At 60.9% G+C, this 19648-nt stretch carries 23 protein-coding genes; 16 read left to right on the top strand and 7 right to left on the bottom strand.

From position 1 onward, the window contains the following. The first annotated feature begins 104 nt into the window (after positions 1 to 104). The 6 genes from ABIE52_RS27925 to ABIE52_RS27900 all read left to right on the top strand — a co-directional run bounded on the left by ABIE52_RS27925 (position 105) and on the right by ABIE52_RS27900 (position 4766). Complete coding sequence (locus ABIE52_RS27925) at positions 105 to 1109, top strand: patatin-like phospholipase family protein (protein WP_042451435.1); 1005 nt, start codon at positions 105 to 107, stop codon at positions 1107 to 1109. A gap of 13 nt (positions 1110 to 1122) precedes the next feature. Then, positions 1123 to 2655, top strand: coding sequence for a flavin-containing monooxygenase (locus ABIE52_RS27920; protein WP_192712234.1), 1533 nt, complete (start codon positions 1123 to 1125; stop codon positions 2653 to 2655). Further along, the gene (locus tag ABIE52_RS27915; RefSeq protein WP_192712233.1) at positions 2652 to 3530 is read left to right on the top strand and encodes an SDR family oxidoreductase; all 879 of its coding nucleotides are present in this window, start codon (positions 2652 to 2654) and stop codon (positions 3528 to 3530) included. Before ABIE52_RS27920 ends, ABIE52_RS27915 begins: the two co-directional genes overlap by 4 nt. A 19-nt stretch (positions 3531 to 3549) precedes the next feature. Continuing rightward, entirely contained in the window at positions 3550 to 4068 is a 519-nt protein-coding gene (locus ABIE52_RS27910; protein WP_003940356.1) for a GNAT family N-acetyltransferase, read from the top strand. 90 nt (positions 4069 to 4158) lie between these two features. Beyond that, the gene (locus ABIE52_RS27905; RefSeq protein WP_192712232.1) at positions 4159 to 4578 is read left to right on the top strand and encodes a hypothetical protein; all 420 of its coding nucleotides are present in this window, start codon (positions 4159 to 4161) and stop codon (positions 4576 to 4578) included. Next, on the top strand, positions 4578 to 4766 hold the full coding sequence (locus ABIE52_RS27900) for a helix-turn-helix transcriptional regulator (protein WP_003940277.1): 189 nt from the start codon (positions 4578 to 4580) through the stop codon (positions 4764 to 4766). The genes ABIE52_RS27905 and ABIE52_RS27900 overlap by 1 nt, the downstream gene beginning before the upstream one ends. 74 nt (positions 4767 to 4840) lie before the next feature. Here ABIE52_RS27900 and ABIE52_RS27895 read toward each other — a convergent pair whose 3' ends face one another. From ABIE52_RS27895 to ABIE52_RS27875, 5 genes are all read right to left on the bottom strand, one after another. Then, positions 4841 to 5068, bottom strand: coding sequence for a hypothetical protein (locus ABIE52_RS27895; protein WP_007733785.1), 228 nt, complete (start codon positions 5066 to 5068; stop codon positions 4841 to 4843). A gap of 81 nt (positions 5069 to 5149) precedes the next feature. Continuing rightward, entirely contained in the window at positions 5150 to 5977 is an 828-nt protein-coding gene (locus tag ABIE52_RS27890) for an ABC transporter ATP-binding protein (protein WP_192712231.1), read from the bottom strand. Then, positions 5961 to 7061 carry a taurine ABC transporter substrate-binding protein gene (locus tag ABIE52_RS27885; RefSeq protein ID WP_042451442.1) on the bottom strand — a complete coding sequence of 367 codons (1101 nt, stop codon included), beginning with the start codon at positions 7059 to 7061 and terminating at the stop codon, positions 5961 to 5963. Before ABIE52_RS27885 ends, ABIE52_RS27890 begins: the two co-directional genes overlap by 17 nt. Further along, positions 7058 to 7915 carry an ABC transporter permease gene (locus tag ABIE52_RS27880; protein ID WP_003939782.1) on the bottom strand — a complete coding sequence of 286 codons (858 nt, stop codon included), beginning with the start codon at positions 7913 to 7915 and terminating at the stop codon, positions 7058 to 7060. Before ABIE52_RS27880 ends, ABIE52_RS27885 begins: the two co-directional genes overlap by 4 nt. A gap of 244 nt (positions 7916 to 8159) precedes the next feature. Further along, positions 8160 to 9038, bottom strand: a complete 879-nt coding sequence (locus tag ABIE52_RS27875; RefSeq protein WP_307850425.1) for a methyltransferase domain-containing protein — start codon at positions 9036 to 9038, stop codon at positions 8160 to 8162. Positions 9039 to 9175: 137 nt separating this feature from the next. Between ABIE52_RS27875 and ABIE52_RS27870 the strand changes: the two genes are divergently transcribed. From ABIE52_RS27870 to ABIE52_RS27855, 4 genes are all read left to right on the top strand, one after another. Further along, positions 9176 to 10021 (top strand): LLM class F420-dependent oxidoreductase, encoded by an 846-nt coding sequence (locus ABIE52_RS27870; protein WP_064443766.1) that lies wholly within the window; start codon positions 9176 to 9178, stop codon positions 10019 to 10021. Positions 10022 to 10126: 105 nt separating this feature from the next. Continuing rightward, complete coding sequence (locus ABIE52_RS27865; protein ID WP_042451450.1) at positions 10127 to 10699, top strand: flavin reductase family protein; 573 nt, start codon at positions 10127 to 10129, stop codon at positions 10697 to 10699. Further along, positions 10692 to 11318, top strand: a complete 627-nt coding sequence (locus tag ABIE52_RS27860) for a superoxide dismutase (protein ID WP_003940303.1) — start codon at positions 10692 to 10694, stop codon at positions 11316 to 11318. Before ABIE52_RS27865 ends, ABIE52_RS27860 begins: the two co-directional genes overlap by 8 nt. A 170-nt stretch (positions 11319 to 11488) precedes the next feature. Next, positions 11489 to 12580 carry an alpha/beta fold hydrolase gene (locus ABIE52_RS27855; RefSeq protein WP_064443765.1) on the top strand — a complete coding sequence of 364 codons (1092 nt, stop codon included), beginning with the start codon at positions 11489 to 11491 and terminating at the stop codon, positions 12578 to 12580. A 1-nt stretch (position 12581) separates the two neighbouring features. Here ABIE52_RS27855 and ABIE52_RS27850 read toward each other — a convergent pair whose 3' ends face one another. Beyond that, positions 12582 to 13850: a vWA domain-containing protein gene (locus ABIE52_RS27850; protein WP_050654800.1), complete on the bottom strand. Its 1269-nt coding sequence runs from the start codon at positions 13848 to 13850 to the stop codon at positions 12582 to 12584. A 173-nt stretch (positions 13851 to 14023) separates the two neighbouring features. Between ABIE52_RS27850 and ABIE52_RS27845 the strand changes: the two genes are divergently transcribed. After that, positions 14024 to 14986 carry a sensor domain-containing diguanylate cyclase gene (locus tag ABIE52_RS27845; protein ID WP_064443764.1) on the top strand — a complete coding sequence of 321 codons (963 nt, stop codon included), beginning with the start codon at positions 14024 to 14026 and terminating at the stop codon, positions 14984 to 14986. A 95-nt stretch (positions 14987 to 15081) separates the two neighbouring features. Here the strand turns inward: ABIE52_RS27845 and ABIE52_RS27840 are convergent, their stop codons facing one another. Then, positions 15082 to 16383, bottom strand: coding sequence for an HNH endonuclease signature motif containing protein (locus tag ABIE52_RS27840; RefSeq protein ID WP_192712230.1), 1302 nt, complete (start codon positions 16381 to 16383; stop codon positions 15082 to 15084). A 158-nt stretch (positions 16384 to 16541) separates the two neighbouring features. Between ABIE52_RS27840 and ABIE52_RS27835 the strand changes: the two genes are divergently transcribed. The 5 genes from ABIE52_RS27835 (at position 16542) to ABIE52_RS27815 (ending at position 19620) form a co-directional block, all read left to right on the top strand. Continuing rightward, entirely contained in the window at positions 16542 to 17045 is a 504-nt protein-coding gene (locus tag ABIE52_RS27835; protein WP_064443762.1) for a MarR family winged helix-turn-helix transcriptional regulator, read from the top strand. 11 nt (positions 17046 to 17056) lie between these two features. Next, positions 17057 to 18115: an LLM class flavin-dependent oxidoreductase gene (locus ABIE52_RS27830; protein ID WP_192712229.1), complete on the top strand. Its 1059-nt coding sequence runs from the start codon at positions 17057 to 17059 to the stop codon at positions 18113 to 18115. Positions 18116 to 18123: 8 nt separating this feature from the next. Beyond that, on the top strand, positions 18124 to 18690 hold the full coding sequence (gene msuE / locus ABIE52_RS27825; protein ID WP_019745144.1) for an FMN reductase: 567 nt from the start codon (positions 18124 to 18126) through the stop codon (positions 18688 to 18690). Then, positions 18687 to 19214, top strand: a complete 528-nt coding sequence (locus ABIE52_RS27820; RefSeq protein ID WP_030535215.1) for a hemerythrin domain-containing protein — start codon at positions 18687 to 18689, stop codon at positions 19212 to 19214. The genes msuE and ABIE52_RS27820 overlap by 4 nt, the downstream gene beginning before the upstream one ends. Positions 19215 to 19287: 73 nt before the next feature. After that, positions 19288 to 19620: a CD225/dispanin family protein gene (locus ABIE52_RS27815; RefSeq protein WP_047271108.1), complete on the top strand. Its 333-nt coding sequence runs from the start codon at positions 19288 to 19290 to the stop codon at positions 19618 to 19620. Positions 19621 to 19648: the final 28 nt, after the last annotated feature.

The raw sequence follows: 19648 nt of genomic DNA, 5'->3' as shown, positions 1-19648 counted from the left end.
CGAGATTCCAACGGTAGCCGAATACCGGAAGCGCACCGCAGGCGCACTCCCGAAACCCAAATTTGGGGTACCCACGTTATTCAGATACTGATAGTCTCCGAAATATGACTTCAGAAGTGACCGGCACCACCGCGCCCGGGTCCGGACGACACAGCGCGCCTAGACGGGGATTGGCAATCGGATGCGGCGGCACCCTCGGCTTCGCCTGGACCGTTGCTGCCCTCGCCTCGGTTCGGGACGCCCTCGACTGGGATCCCCGCGAAGCCACCGCCATCATCGGCACGTCCGCCGGAGCCGAGTTCGTGACAATGCTCGGCAGCGGAGTCGGCGTCGACGAGTTGGTAGCCATGCAACTCGGAGAGCCCGCCGCACGTCCCGAACTCCTCGCCCACACAGCATCGGCGCCCGGAAGAATCCCGCCACTTCCGAGTTTGGGGATCGGCAATCCACGACTGGTGACGCGTCGAGATCTTCCCGTTCTGAGCCGGATGAGCGGTATCGCACCGCGTGGTGGCGGCGACCCGTCCTGGCTCACCACGCTCGCCGAATCTCTTGCCCCTGGCGATTCGTGGCTCCCACATCCGTGCGCGTACATGGTATCCATGGACTACAGAACCGGGCGACGGGTCGCGTTCGGGGCACAGGGGGCTCCGAAAGCGACAGTCGGTGAAGCGCTTCGAGCGTCTTGGGCGATTCCCGGCTGGTTCCCACCTGTCACCATCGACGGCGTCAGGTACATCGACGGCGGCGCGGCGTCCACGGCATCGGTAGACCTCCTGCTCCCCCTCGAACTCGACGAGCTGGTTGTACTGGCGCCCATGGCATCTCGAACACTGAAGCCGGCGCGCGGCGCCGCCCGTATCGAACGCGGCGCCCTGCGGAACTCCATGTCCAAGGGCCTCGACCGGGAAATCGAACTGGTGCGCGCTGCGGGAACCAGGGTCTTGCGCATAGACGCCACCGACGACGATCTCGCCGTCATGGGCGCCAACTTCATGGACGGCCGACGGCGGCTCGCCACCTTCGAATCATCCCTACGTACAACACGTGCGAGCGTGAAACGCGAACTCGATGCGCGCCCGTTCCACTCCACCCCGTCCCACCAGTGAAAGCGCAGACTCAGTGAACAACAGAACTGACCACTTCGAGGTCGTGATCATCGGTGGCGGGATCTCCGGGATCGGTGCAGCAATTCACCTGCAGCGCCTCGGGATCGACAATTTTGTCCTGCTCGAGAAAGCGGACTCCCTCGGCGGCACCTGGCGCGCCAACACCTATCCCGGTTGTGCCTGCGACGTCCCGTCCGGCCTGTACTCGTATTCCTTTGCCGCCAATCCGGATTGGACCCGACTGTTCGCGGAGCAGCCTGAGATCCGCGAGTACATCGAGGACACGGCCGTCCGCCACGGGGTCGACAAGCACGTTCGCTTCGGGGTAGAAATGCTCTCCGCACAGTGGGACGCATCGCAATCACTCTGGAAGATCACAACTTCCAGCGGTGAACTCACTGCTCGTTTCGTGATAGCCGCCGCCGGCCCGTGGAACGAACCCCTGACGCCGGCGATTCCCGGGCTGGAAACGTTCGAGGGCGAGGTGTTTCATTCCTCGCAGTGGAATCACGACTACGACTTGACCGGAAAGCGCGTCGCCGTCGTAGGTACCGGCGCTTCCGCAGTCCAATTCGTGCCGCGCATCGTCTCCGACGTGTCCGCCCTTCACCTTTACCAACGCACCGCTCAATGGGTCCTTCCCAAACCCGATCACTACGTACCGCGGATCGAAAGGTCCGTCATGCGATTCGTACCGGGAGCGCACAAGGCTCTACGCAGCATCGAATACGGAATCATGGAAGCGCTTGGATTGGGGTTCCGCAATCCGTGGATCCTGCGTATCGTGCAGAAACTCGGGTCGGCCCAATTGCGCTTGCAGGTGCGCGATCCGAAGCTACGCAAGGCGCTGACTCCCGACTACACCCTCGGTTGCAAGCGACTACTCATGTCGAACTCGTACTACCCGGCCCTCGGCAGACCCAACGTGACCGTCCATGCCAACGCAGTCGAAGAGATCCACGGCAACACCGTGATCGGCGCCGACGGAGTGGAATCGGAAGTGGACGCCATCATCTTCGGAACCGGCTTCCACATCCTCGACATGCCCATCGCATCAAAGGTATTCGACGGAGAAGGTCGATCACTCGACGATCATTGGCAGGGAAGCCCGCGGGCGTACTTCGGTTCCGCCGTCAGCGGATTCCCCAACGCGTTCATTCTGCTGGGCCCGAGCCTCGGCACCGGGCACACGTCGGCCTTCATGATTCTGGAAGCCCAACTGAACTATGTGGCACAGGCGATCGGCCACGCTCGTCGGCACGGCTGGAGAACCATCGACGTGCGCCCGGAAGTACAGGCAGCCTTCAACTCTCAAGTTCAGGAGGCATTGGGTACCACGGTCTACAACGCCGGTGGTTGCGAAAGCTATTTCTTCGACGTCAACGGCCGCAACAGCTTCAACTGGCCGTGGTCGTCAGGAGCCATGCGTCGACGGCTACGGGCCTTCGATCCATACGCCTACAACCACACGCTGTCCGACAACCCTGCGTCAGACGACACCCCCGCTGAGCCCACCACCACCCCCGAACCGGAGTACACCACATGAGCCTTTTCGGCACCACCTACCCGCCGATCGATCTCGACGGAGCAGTCGTCGTCATCTCCGGAGGTGGCCGCGGAATCGGCCGGGCCACAGCGGAGTTGTTCGCAGCTCGCGGCGCACTCGTCTGCGTCGGCGACCTCGACGAGGAGACGGCCGTCGACACCGCCGCATCCATCGGCGCACGGGCCCGCGGGTACGCTCTGGACGTCACCTCACGCGAATCCTGGGATGTGTTCGTCTCCACAGTGATCGGCGAATTCGGTCACATCGACATTCTGGTCAACAATGCGGGCGTGATGCCGCTCGGCAGCTTCCTCGACGAGTCCGACGCCACCAGTCGAGTAACCCTCGACGTCAATGTCTGGGGCCCGATTCACGGGATGCGCACCGTGCTTCCCGGCATGGTGGATCGGCGACGCGGCCACGTCGTCAACATCGCATCCATGGCAGGCAAGCTACCGGTGCCAGGAATGGCCGTGTACAACGCAAGCAAGTTCGGTGCGGTGGGCCTTTCCGCCTCTGCTCGTGTCGAATTCGCAGATTCCGGCGTCAGCGTCAGCGCCATCCTGCCCAGCGCGGTGCGCACCGGGCTCTCCTCCGGTGTGCCACTCGGAAAGGGCATGCCGACGGTTGAACCCGAGGTCGTGGCCAAAGCTGTCGTCGACACGGTCGCGCACCGGCGAGCCGAAACTACTGTTCCGCGTTACCTTGCGGGCTGGGACCTCATCGACGCTGCAGTACCCGAATGGATGATAAACATCGGACGCCGGGTGATCGACGATCGCCGCGCGCTGACATCGGTAGATCCGAACGGGCGTGCGGACTACGAAAAGCGAGTGGCACGTCAGGCCGAAAACGAGGAGCACGATCGGAGATGAAGCGGGTAGTTTCGTGGCCATGTACATCCGCCGCGAAACTTCTTCCGACCGTGACGCAATCTATTCACTGCTCGGGGCGGCGTTTGCCGACCAAGCGCCGCCCGGCGAGTCTCCCTACGAGATCGAACTGACACGTCAGCTCTTCGCCTCGAACGACTACTTACCGAAGTTGTCCCTTGTCGCCGTCGCCGGTGATGAGATCGTTGGTTTCGTGATCGGAACACGCGGATGGGTCGGTCCCGTTGAGGCGGTTGGCCTCGGCCCGTTGGCAGTCACACCGGACAACCAACGCAGCGGCGTCGGTTCGGCGCTGATGCACGCGGTGATCGGTGCGTCCGACGCTCTGGACGTGCCACTGCTCGCCCTCCTGGGCAGCACCGAGTACTACCCGCAGTTCGGGTTCGTCACCAGCACGGACGCCGGGATCGAGTCTCCGGAAGCCGAGTGGGGCGAGCACTTTCAGATCAGGACCCTCACCACGCACCGCCCCGATCAGACGGGGAAGTTTTCATACGCAGCGCCTTTCGGGGTCGCTTGACCCTCAGCGCGATGTAAGAGTTCTTTGACATCCAGCGCACGTAGACCTACGCTCAGGCATGTCAAAGAACTCTTACACCTGGGAGGCTTCATGAGCACCACGGCACGGTGGAGCCTGATCATCGGTATCGGCGTCGCAGCAACGCTAGCCTTCAGCTTTTTCGCAGCATTGACCGCCGATGATCGGAAGACGTTGGCCTTCATCGTCTTCGCAATCGTCATGGCACCGGCTTGTATCGGGTCGGCGTGGGCCCTTTTTTCATCGGAGAACGACAAGGCCCCCGCCTACCCCGAGGACACCGTCGAAACAGAATGGAGTCGCAAGGCCGGCTTCGGCGCGTTCACCGACTTGATCACTGCCATGGGGATCGCGCTGATCGCGCACAATGTCTTCGGCGCTCCCGAACTGCCGCTCGTAATGTTTACAGCCCTCGGGCTGGCCGACTTCGGAATCCGGTACTGGGCAGTGTCGAGGGACCGCACCCCACAATCGAGATCTGACAAGATCTGATGCGCAACAACCTTCAAGAACTTCGTACGGCAGCCGGATTGTCACAGCAAGCGTGCGCCGACGCGCTCGGCATCACACGCCAGACCGTCATCTCGATCGAGAAGGGACACTTCGACCCGCGTCTGTCACTGGCGTTCCGAATCGCCGAATACTTCGACAAACGCGTAGACGACATTTTCTCCAGCTGACGCCGTCTCGAACTGACGGAAGATCAGTCGAGCTGCGGTTTCAGTCGAGCTGCGGTTTCAGTCGAGCTGCGGTTTCAGTCGAACAGAGTTGGCGATCCGTTTTCGTCGTTCCCGTCTTCGACGGCCGTTGCCTTCTTGCCCGAGCCCTTGCGGACGACGGTCAACGTCGTCGTTCGACGCGACAACCTGTGCCCGTCACTGTGTTCGAGCAGCGCCATCCCCTGGCGAACTTCGACTACCGTCCACGGACCCGCATGGCCGGCTGCCTGCACGAGGTCACCGGACTCCACCTCAGTTGCCATGACCACTCCTTGTTCGTCGTGTCCTGCACGTTCTCCTTCCTATTATCGACGCGGCCACCTGGTAGTCGACGCGCAGGGTACCTACGCTGCAGCTGCAACCTTGACCGCATGGCCGACTTCGGCTCGGAATGCCGCGTATTCGGGTGAGCCTCGGAGATCGTCGGGATCGACGCCGGTTCGTGGCAGATCGATTTTCAGGTCGAGCGCGACCTTGCCCGGTCGGCTTGTCAGAACTACGACGCGGGAGCCGAGAAAGGCCGCCTCGTCGGCACTGTGAGTGACGAAGACACTTGTTCGCCCCGATTCGGCACTGACACTGCGCAGGTCCTCCTGCAGACGCTCGCGAGTGAGGGCGTCCAGCGCGGCAAAGGGTTCGTCCAACAGGAGCAACGACGTTTCGGCCGCCAAGGCACGAGCAATTGCCACCCGCTGCTGCTGCCCGCCGGAGATTTCCCAGATACGCCGGTCCGCAGTGCCGACCAGACCGACGCGGTCGAGAAGCTCGTCACGCCTTTGCCCGCGTTCGCTCTTCGCAACGCCGGCGTATTTGAGTGCCAGATCGATGTTGCCGCCCACCGATTTCCACGGAAAGAGCCGTGGCTGCTGAAACACCACTCCCGCACTCGACCCGGGAATCGGGTCGGATCCGGAGACCTGAACCGTTCCACTGGAAGGACTTTCGAAACCCGCGATCAGCCGCAGCAATGTGCTCTTGCCGCAACCCGACGCTCCGACGAGAACCAGAAACTCACCAGGTGTGACGTCGATCGATACGGGCCCGAGTGCCGTGACGGACTCTCGACCGTGGCCGTACCTGTGCGAGACGGTGTCGATTCGGATCGCGCCCGGGCGGTCGGCAGCGAATCCTCCCGAGGCCTGCTGTGCGGTCACGCTACTGGTCAAGGACATCGGGAAGCCCCTTCACATAGAGAGCATTCTGAAAGACCGCCAGATCAGGCACACTGTCGATCTGCTTCTGCTCGGCCAGGAATTGCGCTGCACTCTGCAGGTTCACTGCCAGATTCCCGGGAGCGCCCTCGGTGCCCAACCATTCCGGCGAGGAGATCTGCTCCGGAGTGAGGAACACACCCTGTTTCAACTGCGCTGCCGCGTCGTCCTTCGAGGCGCCTAATTGTGCGGCAACAGCTTCCGCTGCCGCGTTCGGATCAGTGGCGATCGTCGTGAGCGCGCGGGCCTGAACCTGGCGCCAGGTGTCGACGATCTCGGGGTGATCCTTGGCAAACGCAGTCGACACCACACCAAGATCGAGTGTCGGCTTCCCTGCTGTCGCGAGCTCACGGCTGGCGATCAACTGTGTTCCGTCCTTACGGAGTTCGTCGAGCGTGGGCAGCCAGGTGTAGACGGCATCGATGTCACCGCGCTGCCAGGCTGCGAGGGATGCTTGCGGCTGGAGATCCACCAATTGGACGTCGTCGGCACTGAGTCCGGCCTGGTTCAGCGCTGCCAGCAGACTGTAGTGCGCGGTCGAGGCGAATGCCGTGGCCACTTTCTTGCCGCGCAGATCTGCGACGGTCTTGATTCCGGTTGCGTTGCGCGCCACCAGGGCTTCGTTGTCGCCGGCCACGTCCAGAACAAACGCGACCTGATACGGAATGTTCAGCGGTGCCGAGAGGCCACGAGCAACCGGGCTCGAACCGATTGCGCCGAAATCGATTTCACCGGCGATGAAGGCGGTGTTGATGTCGGCTCCCGAATCGAACTTCGTCCACTTCACGTTGTACTCGGGCAGTGCGTCTTCGAGCCAGCGATTGTTCTTGACTATCAAGTCGCCGCTCGGGAACGACTGGTAAGCGATACGGATCGTTTCCTTGGACGAATCCTGGCCCGAATGATCCACCGAGCACGCACCGAGAACAAGGGCAAGGACGCCGATCAGCACCGTGAACGCCGTCCGGGCAGCCCTTCCTTCATTGGGCGTCGAATTACTGCTGCGCTTCAGATTGCTGCTGGCGTGTTTCTGATTGTCAGTCATACTTTTCCCCTCCAGGGAACGGCGCGGCGCTCTGCAGCCCGCAGCAGTCCGTCGATGATCAGGCCGGAGAATCCGATGGCAAAGATCCCCACCAGCACGACCGGTGTGTTGTTGTAATTGCTTGCATCCTTGACCATTCCGCCAATTCCGGGGATGCCGTTGAACAGTTCGGCCGCGACCACCGACGAGTACGCCATACCTACCGACAGCCGAATGCCCGTGAAAGTTTCCGGTAAGGCCGACGGGACGACGACGTCCCGGATCACTTGCGCCCGTGAGGCTCCCAGGGCCCTGGCCGCTTCGACCAGTCCGACCGGCGCCGCGACCACAGCAGCTGTGGTGGCCACCGCTGCCGGCGGAAGAGCAGCGAGCGCCAGCAATGTAATCTTCGGCGCCTCGTCGATTCCCAGCCAGATCACCAGCAGGAAGAAATACGCCAGGGGCGGCAGTGCGCGCAGGAACGTCAACCACGGTTCGAGCAGGCTCCGCAGCCATGTCACCGATCCCATGGCCAAACCGAGGATCACGCCCAATCCGACGCCGATGATCACACCGACCAGCACCCGTCGCAGCGTCATGTAGAGGTGCTCCCAGAGCAGGTAGCCCTGGTAGCCGCGCACTCCGTCGTGCGTGGTCATCGTGTTGACGAAGGCATGCCAGACCGTGCTCGGGAACGGCACGAAGGTCTCACTCCAGGTGCCGCTCGCGGCAGCGACCTGCCACAGGGCCAAGAATGCGATCACGGAAAGCACCGGCAGTCCGACAGTGGTCGCACTCGAAGTCCACGGCCGACGCGGCTCACGGTTCGGTTCCGTGACTGATGTTGGTTCTATTGCTTCGACAGGAGTCGACATCGCTGTTCTTCCTCGACGTACGGAAAATTCCGGCACACATGCAGCAACGGGCGCATATGCAGGGGCGAAGGCGCACAGAGCGGCGCCATTCTCACTCAGGAGAGTCGGAAGGAATCAACAGCAACAGCAGTTGGCACCAAGACGGCACAGGTCGACGGCGATGCGTCGTGTCAGTGGCGTCGAGGGCATGGGGGTAATTACTACCTGTGTCTGCAATTACCCGCAAATGCGGGGGAAATAGGCGTCAGTCGGCCAAGCGAACCGACAGCGAATACATGAGCGGGATCTCGGGTCGTCCGGCCGGGACTCCCCAACGCTTGCCGCCGAGTTCAGCCATCTCCTCGAATCCTTGCCAACCGTTGGCGTACGGGTACTCGTCGAAAGACTCGAGCGTCAATCCGGCGCGCCGCAAAGTTCCTAGCACCTCGGAAATGGACCAGTTGAATTCACATGAGGGGAAAGGATTTTCGAAGTTCTCGACTCCTTTTCCCTCAGCGCCTGGCAAGACGAGATCGGCCGAATCTGCCACGTAGTCGCCCACGCCACGGGGTTCGGTCACGGGAGTCCCGCCTCCGTACGGGTATGTCAGCGACCACTTCTCGTCGAAACACATGGCAAACGGATGAAACTCCACCAGAACGAATCGACCGTTCGGCGCGAGAACACCGGCAATCCCCTCGGCCCACTCGTCGAGATCGGGTAACCAGATCACCGTTCCGTACGAAGAAAAGACTCGGTCGAACTTTCTCTGGCCAGCGGCAGCAGCGCGGAGCCACGCAGATACATCGGCACGCTCGAAATCGGCGGCAATTCCGGATTCCGCGGACAAGGTTCGGGCGAAGTCGATCGCGGAATCCGCGATGTCGACGCCGGTCACCGCGGCACCGAGAGCGGCCAAACTCAACGAATCCTGACCGGAATTGCACTGCAGATGAAGAATCGAGGAGCCGTCGATCTCGCCGAGCAGCGCCAGTTCTTCCGGATACAAGGTCGACCCGCCGTTGCGAAAGAACTGTGCCTGGTCTCCTTTGTGACTGTTGTGAGCGACGGTCGCCGCATTCCACGACAACCGATTCATCTCCGCTGCATCCATCACTACTGCATCCACCTCTACTGCATCCACTTCTCGACCCACAACAAAGTCCGCCCGAGTTCACCACGTCCCCGGTCACGTCGGCAATCGATTTACTGGGCTGGAAACCTATCCGAACGAAGATGCAACAGGTTACAGTTTTTCGACGGACCATCGAAGGAGAACCAGTGCGCTACGGACTCAGCCTGTTCACCAGTGATCGCGGCATCCGCCCTGCCGATGCAGCAAAGGCTGCGGAGGCGAATGGATTCGACGCCTTTTACGTTCCGGAGCACACTCACATCCCCGTCTCGAGGGATTCCGATCACCCCGGAACCCAGTCGGCCGAATTGCCCGACGACCGTTACATGCGCACACTCGACCCCTGGGTTGCCCTCGGCACCGCCGCGTCGGTCACGAACACCATCCGATTGGGCACCTCCGTGGCCCTCCCCCTCGAACACGATCCGATCACTCTCGCGAAAACCATCGCATCGCTGGACCATCTTTCCGGCGGACGCGTGGTCTTCGGCGTCGGATTCGGCTGGAATGCAGAGGAACTCGCCGACCACGGCGTACCGCCCAACAAACGCCGGACCGCACTCCGCGAGTATCTCGAAGCCATGGGCGAACTGTGGTCGAAGGAAGAAGCGTCGTACGACGGCCAATTCGTGAAGTACGGACCCAGCTGGGCGTGGCCCAAACCAGTTCAGAAGCCCCGTCCTCCCATCCTCTTGGGCGGCGGCGGCAACGAGAAGACTTTCAAGTGGATCGCAAAGTCTGCCGACGGGTGGATCACCACACCCATCGAGCAGGAGATCGACGGAAACGTGGAACTGCTCCGAAAGATCTGGGCCGAAGCAGGTAGAGTCGGCGAGCCTGAAATAACCGTCCTGGCAGGCAAACCCGATTCGGAGAAGCTCGCCCACTGGGCAGACATCGGTGTCACCGAAGCAATGTTCGGCACTCCGGACAAGAGCCCCGACGAGGTTGTCGGATACATGGAACGTCTGGCAGCCAAGCTCGGACGGTGAGGTCCGCCACAGCATCTTGACCTCAACTGCACTCGAGGTTTTAACGTCGGTATTGCACAAGACAGTGCAACGGCAGCAAAACCCGAGACAGAAGAGGGGCGAGGAGTGACCACAAAACTGGTTGGCACCCAATCTGTTTCGGATGACTCTGTTGATGCGGAGCCGTCCATCCGAAACTCCTTCGTCGAGGCGTTCCGGAACCATCCCGCCGGCGTCTCGATCATCACCGCAACGGGCGATGACGGCCCGGCCGGCATCACGTCATCGTCGGTGATCTCGATCAGCGCCGATCCTGCAGTTCTGGCGTTTTCACTGCAGTCGTTGCGAGGCTCTGCGAGCGTCATCGCTTCCGCCCGCAGTTTTGTTGTTCACCTGGCAAATTCGGCGAACGAACGACTGGCTTCCACGTTCGCAACCCGCGGCGCTGTGCGCTTCGGAGACGATATGCCCTGGTCGTTTCTCTCGACGGGTGAACCGTTCCTACATGGGACAGGCCACGCCCTGCGTGCGGTTCCCTTGAATGCCACTACATGTGGCGCCGCAGTGATCGTCACTGCACGCGTCGTCGACGTCATCGATCCGCAGCACATGTCAGCGCCGCTCGTCTATCACAATCGAACCTATCGAAATCTCTCGACTCACAACATTTCCTCAAAGGAAGGCATGTCACATGACTGAATACGTTCTCCCCGAACTGGATTACGACTACGCCGCTCTCGAACCGCACATCTCCGGCGAGATCATGGAACTGCACCACAGCAAGCACCACGCCACGTACGTGGCGGGCGCCAACAGCGCAATCGAGCAGTTGGCTGCTGCGCGCGAAGACGGCACGATCACCGCGAAGGCGCCGCTGCTCAGCAAGAACCTCGCCTTCCACCTCGGCGGCCACACCAATCACTCCATCTTCTGGAAGAACCTCTCCCCCAACGGCGGTGAGCGGCCAGAGGGCGAGTTGGCAGCCGCAATCGACGAGCACTTCGGCACCTTCGACGCATTCGTCAACCACTTCTCCGCTGTAGCAACCACTTTGCAGGGGTCCGGCTGGGCGGTACTGGCCTACGACACGGTCGGGCAGCGCCTGGTCATCGAGCAGCTCACCGACCAGCAAGGCAACATCAGCATCGGTATCGTTCCGTTGCTCATGCTCGACATGTGGGAGCACGCTTTCTACCTGCAGTACAAGAACGTCAAGGCCGACTACGTGAAGGCCTACTGGAACGTCATCAACTGGGAAGACGTTGCACAGCGATACGCGACGGCCACAGCCTCGACCGGCTTGATCGTCCCCGCCTGATCGTCCCCACCCGATCACTGCCATATCACCCCGATCAGCCCAGCTCGGCACGGTGGCTCCGTTGCCGAGCTGGGTTTTTACACCCCCGAGATCGATGTATGTGAAGGCAGGTAACATACACCGAGCGCGGCTGACTCGGCCGTCCGCCGATTCGACTCCGAGGGGAACCAGTGCTCGATATCAGTGGTTTGATCGCGACGTGGCGTCCGACGCTGGACACCGCAGCACGCAATGCATGGGGACTCTCGTTCGGCGACGGTGTCGAGAAGACCGAACGCACCCCGTCCGTACTGATCAGCGAAGGTCCACACCGCGATCTGTATCGCTTCGGCGCATTGTGGAGGCCAAGAGGTAATCCGGTTCTCCTCGTACCGCCCCTCGCGGTTTCAGCCGACTGTTACGACCTTCGTGCGGGCCAAAGCCTCGCCGCGCACCTACTGGATGGGGCGAACACGCCCTACCTCCTCGACTACGGGACCATGCGGTACTCCGACCGCGGGATGGGTTTCGAGGCCTGGGTCGACGACATCATCCCGGAAGCGATCCGTACGATCTCGGACCTACATGACGGCGCACCGGTTTCGCTGATCGGGTGGAGCCTCGGCGGGACCATGTCTCTGCTCACGGGCTCCGCTCACTCCGACCTGCCGATCGCATCGATCACGGCAATCGGAACGCCAATCGATTACACGAAGATTCCCGCTATCAGCCCCTTGAGGCTGATCGGCAAATACACGGGCGACACCCCACTCACGTCCGCGACCAATCTTGTCGGCGGACTACCTGCTCCACTCGTTCAGGCGAGTTACAAGGTGACGGCGTTGCAGCGCGAAGTTCTCAAGCCATGGTTCATCATGCGCAACCTCCACAACACCGAGACACTGGCTCGCATGGAATCGATAGACAAGTTCATGGCAGCCATGCCTGGATACCCTGGCAAGGCTTTTCAGCAGATCTGCGAACAACTCATGCTCGGCAACAATCTCTACAACGACGCCGTCACGCTTGCCGGACGCGAGATCAAACTGTCAGCTCTGAGCGTTCCCGTTCTCGCGGTCGGCGGCACCACTGACGTGATTGCACCCATCGCTTCGGTGGAAGCGATCACGTCGGTCCTCACCGGAGCGCCGTCGGTCCGGTTCGAGAAGGCGCCGGGAAGTCACCTCGGGCTCGTTGCCGGCCCCACCGCGAGAGACTCCACCTGGGCGCACATCGACGAATTCTTGAAAGAGAATGCACTGCAGTTGGTTTCGACCAGCTAAATCACGGCGTTGTGATGCCCGCGGCTACAGCTGCCTTGTGCCAATCCGGGAATTCACTCAGCAAACGGGTGTACAACTGGGCGTCGTCGACGGTGTCGATGTCGTCCAGCGCGAAGAATCCGGCATTGTCGACCACCCTGCCGTCGAGGTCGTCGAGCTTCTCCAGCACTCCGTAGTTGGCCTTGCCGATTCCGACGAACTGCCAAAAGGCCGGGAGCCCAGACGCTTCGCGCATCAATTTCGTGATTTCCTTGCGCTCGCTGAAGCCACCGTCGGTGAAGAACAGGACGAGCGTCGGCGCCGAACCACGTGTCAGGCCGGAAAGAATCTCAGTCATGATCGGCACTTCACGATTTGCGGCGCCGATCTTGTCGTAGTTGAATCCGCCGTGCGAGCCGCGCAAGTGCAGGTAGGTATCCGACCACTCTTCCGCGTCATGGACAGAGATCTCGGGGAGTTTGACGAAGCTGACTGCATACAAGTACGGCTCCAGCTTGCCGTCGTCATCGAGTTGGATCGCAACGGGAATCATGCGTTCGACAACACGATGCACCACTCTGGTGCGGTACTGCTTGGCCATACTTCCGGTTTTGTCGATCACCAGGACCACCCGTGCCCGAATTCCGTTGCCACCCTTCGTCAGCAGGACCTTGGCCACTTCGCGCTTTCGGAGGTCCAGCTTCTCCCGCTTCACCATGGAGAGTTTGGCTTCGTCGGGCACGGTCCGAATGCCGTCTGTCGTTTCAGCAGAGCCGGCGGGTCGAGCCGGCGGTTCCTCGTCGACCGACACTCCGAATGCTGTTACCAGGTCCGCCAATCCGCTGTCCCAGCCAGCTGACACGTTTCGCAGCTTCCAGCCCGCGCCGCGGCGATAGATCTCGACGAGAACCGCTGCCCTCTCACTCGTCAACCCCAAAGCCTGAGCCACGATGGCGGTGGAACCAACCTGCTCCACCACGACACCAAGGCCCCCGACAGCAGACAGGGTTCCGTTTGCCGCCGCATCAAGTGCCACGGCAACACTCAGCTGATGGATGTCAGCGGGCAACCTCGCAATGTCGATTTCGATGACGCCGCCGGACTCCAAGCGCACCGCGCCTTCGGGTGAGACCGGCTGATTGAAGAAGACAAAATCTGCGTCGTCCCGTACTTTGTTCCGTTCGTCGAGCTGGAACACCATCAGGTCTACCGTGCCCGGGGCGCTACCGTTCACCGCCACCTTCAGCGAAGTTCCCTCAACGACTGTGTTCGCTCCACGCGCCAGCTCCATACCGGAAGATTAGCTGGCCACCAAAGAATCAACGGCCCCGCGGTCGGAAGAATCACAGCACACTTTCAGCAATCGCGAGGATTCTCGAGGCAGACTGTTCGTGGAAGATATGTCGCACGCGGGACCAAGAGCCTGAACATCGACAGAATCCTAGGGTCGATCAGGAGGTCAAAATGCCGCACGGCCAGACGCGCACCATCCCGATGTTGCCACTCTTGCCACCTCTGACGAATTTCGACGACGCAAGTCGCTCGGTCGTGTCCTACCTCGACGAATATCTTCCGCTGGCACTGTGGTCGATCACGCGGTTCGACGGGTCCAATCAAATCTTTCTCACCGTCTCACCCAACCCACTTCACATCGAAGTCGGCGAGACCCGGGCTTGGCCAAACACCATGTGCAGCGGGGTGGTACTCGGAAATGCGCCGCCAGTCTCATCGAATCGCGCGCTCGTGCGCGCACTGTCCCGTGATGGCAGGTGGGAAGGCATTGGCGCATACCTCAGCATCCCAATCCTCCACAACGACGGCAGTCTCTTCGGCACTCTGTGTGGCGCCGACCCGAGTGCGGGCGACTCCGCACTCGAGGACAACCTGGCCCTCCTCAATCTCCTGTGCCGACTTCTCGGAACCATTCTCGATGTCGACTATCAGCGCGCGCAGTCAGTCCGACTGGCCGAAACTGCGCAACTCGATGCCGAGACCGACCCGTTGACAGGTCTTCTCAATCGGCGCGGGTGGAATCGCATCCTCGAGGCCGAGCAAACTCGGTACCGCCAATTCGCCGATCCGGGAGCTATCATCATCGTCGATCTGGACGGCATGAAGACCATCAACGACGAACTCGGCCACGCCGCGGGCGACGAATACGTTCAAAGGGCCGGCAAGATCTTGGCAGCGTGCGCGCACCCTGGTGCGGTGGTTTCACGGTTGGGCGGAGACGAGTTCGGAATCGCTCTGCCCGATACACAGCCGCGCGCCGTCGACTACCTGCTCGAGTGTTTGGAGAAGGCGTTCCGGAATGCCGACGTCTGTTGTTCGATCGGTCGAGCCGACTTTTCCATGACCCAAAGCCTTTCCGAGACTTGGGATACGGCCGATGCGGAGATGTACCGCCACAAGCGCTCGAAGCACTGATTCGACTCCTCCACGGCCGGTTGGCACCGCATCGGAGGATCCCTTCGATGCGGTGCTCGGTCCGTGTTCTGTTGTCGCCAAAGAGGTTTGACCTCTCAGGTTTTGAAGGTGGTGTTCGCCGGCCTCGGTTGCTGCTGCGGGTCGATCGAGGGCGGCGGAATGAACCACGGTTTGTTGTCGACACCGATACGGATATCCCATTTCCCGACGAACCCTGATTTCCGGTGCATCAACCGGTGATGTGAACGGCACAGCAGGACCAGGTTGTTCATCACCGTCGGCCCGCCGTTCGCCCAGTGCCGGATATGGTGCGCATCGGTCCAGGCGGGCACGCATGTGCAGCCCGGGAACGCACAGCCTCTGTCTCGGGCAATCAACGCCACTCGCTGTTCGGCGGTGACCAACCTCTTCCCTGGTTGCGCATCCAAGGGCGCGCCGTGATCATCGAGCAGCACCGTGGACAGGAAACAATCGCACCCAAGGAGTCTGGTCTGCGAGACCGAGAGCGGCCCCAGCCACGGCATGTGCCCGACATCAAGATCAGACACAGCCACTCCACCACCATCAGTTGGTGTGGCGGCGCAGTCCCGATGCTCCGCCAGATCGCGGGCGTTGATGTGCACGTTCACGTGCGGCCGCTGACCGCCGTCGGTTCCGGTCTTGGCGCAGTCGAGATAGCGGCGGATCAGTTCGGTGAACCCGTCCGCGGTCCGCTTCGCTGCCGACCGAGAATCCGGGGTTCCATCCGGTGCCGGGGTGGGCATCGTCAAATTCGACAGGGCCGACAGCAGCATTTCTCCGGTGAGGGCGTCGAAATCACCACGCACCACCACCCGACCGTTCAACGTCGACGCGATCCGCAACTCATTCCGATCCACATCCTCGGCGGGCGGAATCTCATCCGATTCGAAAATGCGCTCTAACGTCGCGATCACGTTCCGCACTTTCGTGGTTGTCGCTTCCACTCCGGACGCGGCAGCCAACAACAAATCGATACAGCGAGGGAGCGCTTCCTCCGGCATGCCCTTCGGTGGTGACTCACAGAACGCCACGATCAACACGGCATGATCGAACGAGCAATCCCCGCCATCGAACCGAGCAGCCACCGCCGGAAACGGCCGCAACGCCGCACCCAACGCGGCGATCTTCTTCCCGTCCCGAACCTGCAGCATCGTGTTAGCCGCCAACCAGGACCCCACACCGCGGCTGGCAATCACCTGATCATCCGGGCGCAACGACAACTCGTCCACCACAGCCACACGCACAGCTTCGAGGCGCAGAATCTCCGCACTCGCCTCGACAGCAGCAGCGCGCAACTCAGCAGCAGACAACTGCCACAGACGTCCGCGTAACCCCACCGCAGAACCAGACACCACATCCGACAACAAGACACTCATTGAATCCCCCGATCCCCTCCCCAAATCATACTCGAACATGCGTTCGAGTCAATACCTCACTACCAGCGCAAATAAGAGCAGGGAATAGTTCGACGGTCGCACGCGTATTATTTGAGTAAGCAATACTTGCGGTCGCAAATAAATGGAGGGCGTCACCGATGACAACTGATGAACACGTACGTGGTCGTGTGTGGCGCGACCTCGTCGTCTCCCACAGCGTCATCCTCGGCAAGATGGAGGCGGACCTTCGAACCACCACCGGACTCACCCTTGGCCAGTACGACGTTCTGCTCCGACTGCACCAAGCTCCGGGAAACACGATCCGAATGGGCGATCTGGCCGAACTGGTCCTGGTCACCACCAGTGGCGTGACGCGCGTCGTCGATCGATTGGTCGAGGCCGGATTAGTGGAGCGCGTTAGACCGGACAACGATCGACGCGTCGTGACGGTATCGATGACGCCTGCAGGCAAGAAGACGCTTCGAAAAGCGTCCGCCATACACACGCGAGGGATCGCCGAATATTTCTCCGATCTCATTGAAACCGAGGAGCTTCCGGTACTCGAACGCTTCTCCTCCCGACTTGCCACACATCACACCAATCAAGGCGGCGCATGCGATGCGCACGTAGGACAGCTTTCCATCACCCCCACGAACAGATAGCGAGAAACAACATGGCTTTCGAATTGGGCGTCTACCATTTCGGTGAACTCACCCCAGATCCCACTACCGGCGCGATGATGAATCCCGGTGTCCACCTTCGCCATTTGGTGGAGCAGGCAACCGTTGCCGATCAGGTTGGACTCGATGTCTTCGGCGTCGGCGAGCACCATCGCACCGACTTCGCAGTCTCAGCCCCGGCAGTTGTGCTCGCGGCAATGGCTCAGGCTACCGACAACATCAAGCTGTCCAGCGCCGTAACTGTACTCAGTTCCGACGATCCCGTCCGTGTGTTCCAACAGTTCGCGACAGTCGACCTGCTTTCCGAAGGCCGTGCCGAGATCATTGCCGGCCGAGGTTCGTACACGGAGTCATTTCCGCTCTTCGGGTACGACTTGTCCCAGTACAACGAACTCTTCGCCGAAAAGCTTGATCTACTACTGAAACTGCGCGACGAGAACCCGATCAACTGGGAAGGACAACTTCGCCCACCACTGATCGACGGTGACGTGACGCCCCGCCCGGACCGTCAGATTCCGGTGTGGATCGCAGTCGGAGGTACTCCGGCCTCTGTCGTCCGTGCCGCGAAACTGGGCCTGCCCCTCTCACTGGCCATCATCGGTGGAAGTTACCAACAGTTCGAACCGTTCGTCGGTCTATACCGCAGGGCTGCAGCGGAGTTCGGACACGATCCGAAGAAACTGGCTGTCTCGATTGCTTCGCCAGGATTTGTCGATACCTCGAAGCAAACAGCACTCGACACGTCGTACCCGTACTTCCAGGCCGGGTGGATGCAGAATCATCATCAGCGCGGAAACGGAGTTCCCATGCCGCGCAGGGCATATGAAGCGCAGGCAACCACCGCGGGTGCGTTCTTCCTCGGCGGCCCGCAGGAAATCATCGACAAGACGATGGCGCAGTACGAACTGTTCCATCATGACCGCATCATGATCCAGATGGGGTTCGGCAACGTGCCACAGAAGGACATGCTGCGTGCGATCGAGATCCTCGGCACCGAAGTAGCCCCCGTTGTGCGTAAGGAAATCGAATCACTGAAGTCGTCCCAAAAATAGGAGTTTCGATGAGCACACCGCTCAAAATTGTTGCCGTTGTCGGCAACCTTCAAAAACCCTCCAAGACTCGCGCCCTCGTCGACCTGATCGTCGAAACCTTGGGAGACTTCGAGCAGATCGACACACGAGTTTTCGAAATCGTGGATCTGATTCCAGGTCTTGCATCTGCTCTGGATCGCGATCACGTCGACTCAGTGACCGCCGAAGCGCTGGCAGCAGTCGAGTCCGCCGATATCGTCATCGCGGCGTCACCGGTGTTCCGAGGCTCGTACACGGGAATGTTCAAGCATTTCTTCGATCTCGTGGACCAGTACGCGCTTGCCAACACTCCGGTGATTCTTGCTGCGACAGGTGGCAGCGACCGCCACGCTCTCGTGTTGGACCATGCCCTGCGTCCACTGTTCGCTTTCTTCCAAGCGCTGACCGCTCCGGTCGGGATCTATCTCAGCTCAGGTGATTTCGACGGAACGACTATCCTCAACCCCGAGGTATTCGAGCGTATCGAGATGGCAGCAAAGGACGTCCTGCCGGTAGCGAGGATGCTCGCGGAGCGGGATCGAGTTGCGCTGACGTGAACACCCCTCATTCGCACAACACGGCAACAGTTGCCGGTCTGAGGATGATCGAACAGCTACGTCAGGTTCACGAACCTCTGCGAGCCGATATCGAGGTACTCGAGAATGCCCTGCAACTGTTTTCGGACGAAACCGCCGATCTGACTCGGATACCCGAGATGATCGACAATCTGACGATCGCGGATTTCGTCTGGCAACTACGGGTCAACTGCGACTTCTACTGCAACACGCTGACTCTGCACCACACCATCGAAGATCAACGAATGTTCCCGGTAATGACCAGGAACTTTCCCGAGTTGGCCCCTGCGGTCGAACGACTGCAGGCAGAACACAAGCTTGTCGGGGAGATCGTGTCGGAAGCCAAGCGTGCGTCGCTCGCGCTGAGCACCGAATCCTCCACGGTCAATCGGGCACACGCCGCAATCTCCGAATTGGCGGATCATATGCAGTCGCACCTCGATTTCGAGGAGGCCACACTCTTTCCGTACTTCCGACGGATGGATCGCGACTGGCATTACGGCTGATCGCGCACACTCAGTGATTCTTCAGCTCCATCGCAGTAGCGTCGAAAGGGCCACCTCATGTCAGGAGCCCCCCATGACCACCCCGGATCAACCCACTGTCCAGCAATCCGTTCCTCAGCACCCGATTCGACCACCCGTCAATGCGGGCTGGGCAGTGGTCTCGCTGCTGTTCTTCTGGCCGCTTTCCTTCTCCGCTTTCACGCACGCCTTCAACGTGTATCCGCTGTGGGCTGACGGCGATATGGCCGGGTCGCGGTATGCGTCCGATCGAGTGAAACGGCTCGGTCAGATCTCGCTGTGGATCGCAGGCGGCCTACTACTCCTGGTCTGCATCCTGTACGCGATTGCGGCAATCGTGTGGTTCGCCAACGGTGGCCACGATTACGGTCCGCGGCGTATGCGCTGAACAGCCACCCTGGACAACCACACCACCA

The sequence above is a fragment of the Rhodococcus sp. OAS809 genome (assembly GCF_040546695.1).
Classification (GTDB): Bacteria; Actinomycetota; Actinomycetes; order Mycobacteriales; family Mycobacteriaceae; genus Rhodococcus_F; species Rhodococcus_F qingshengii.
This window is presented reverse-complemented; position numbering and strand designations above follow the sequence as displayed.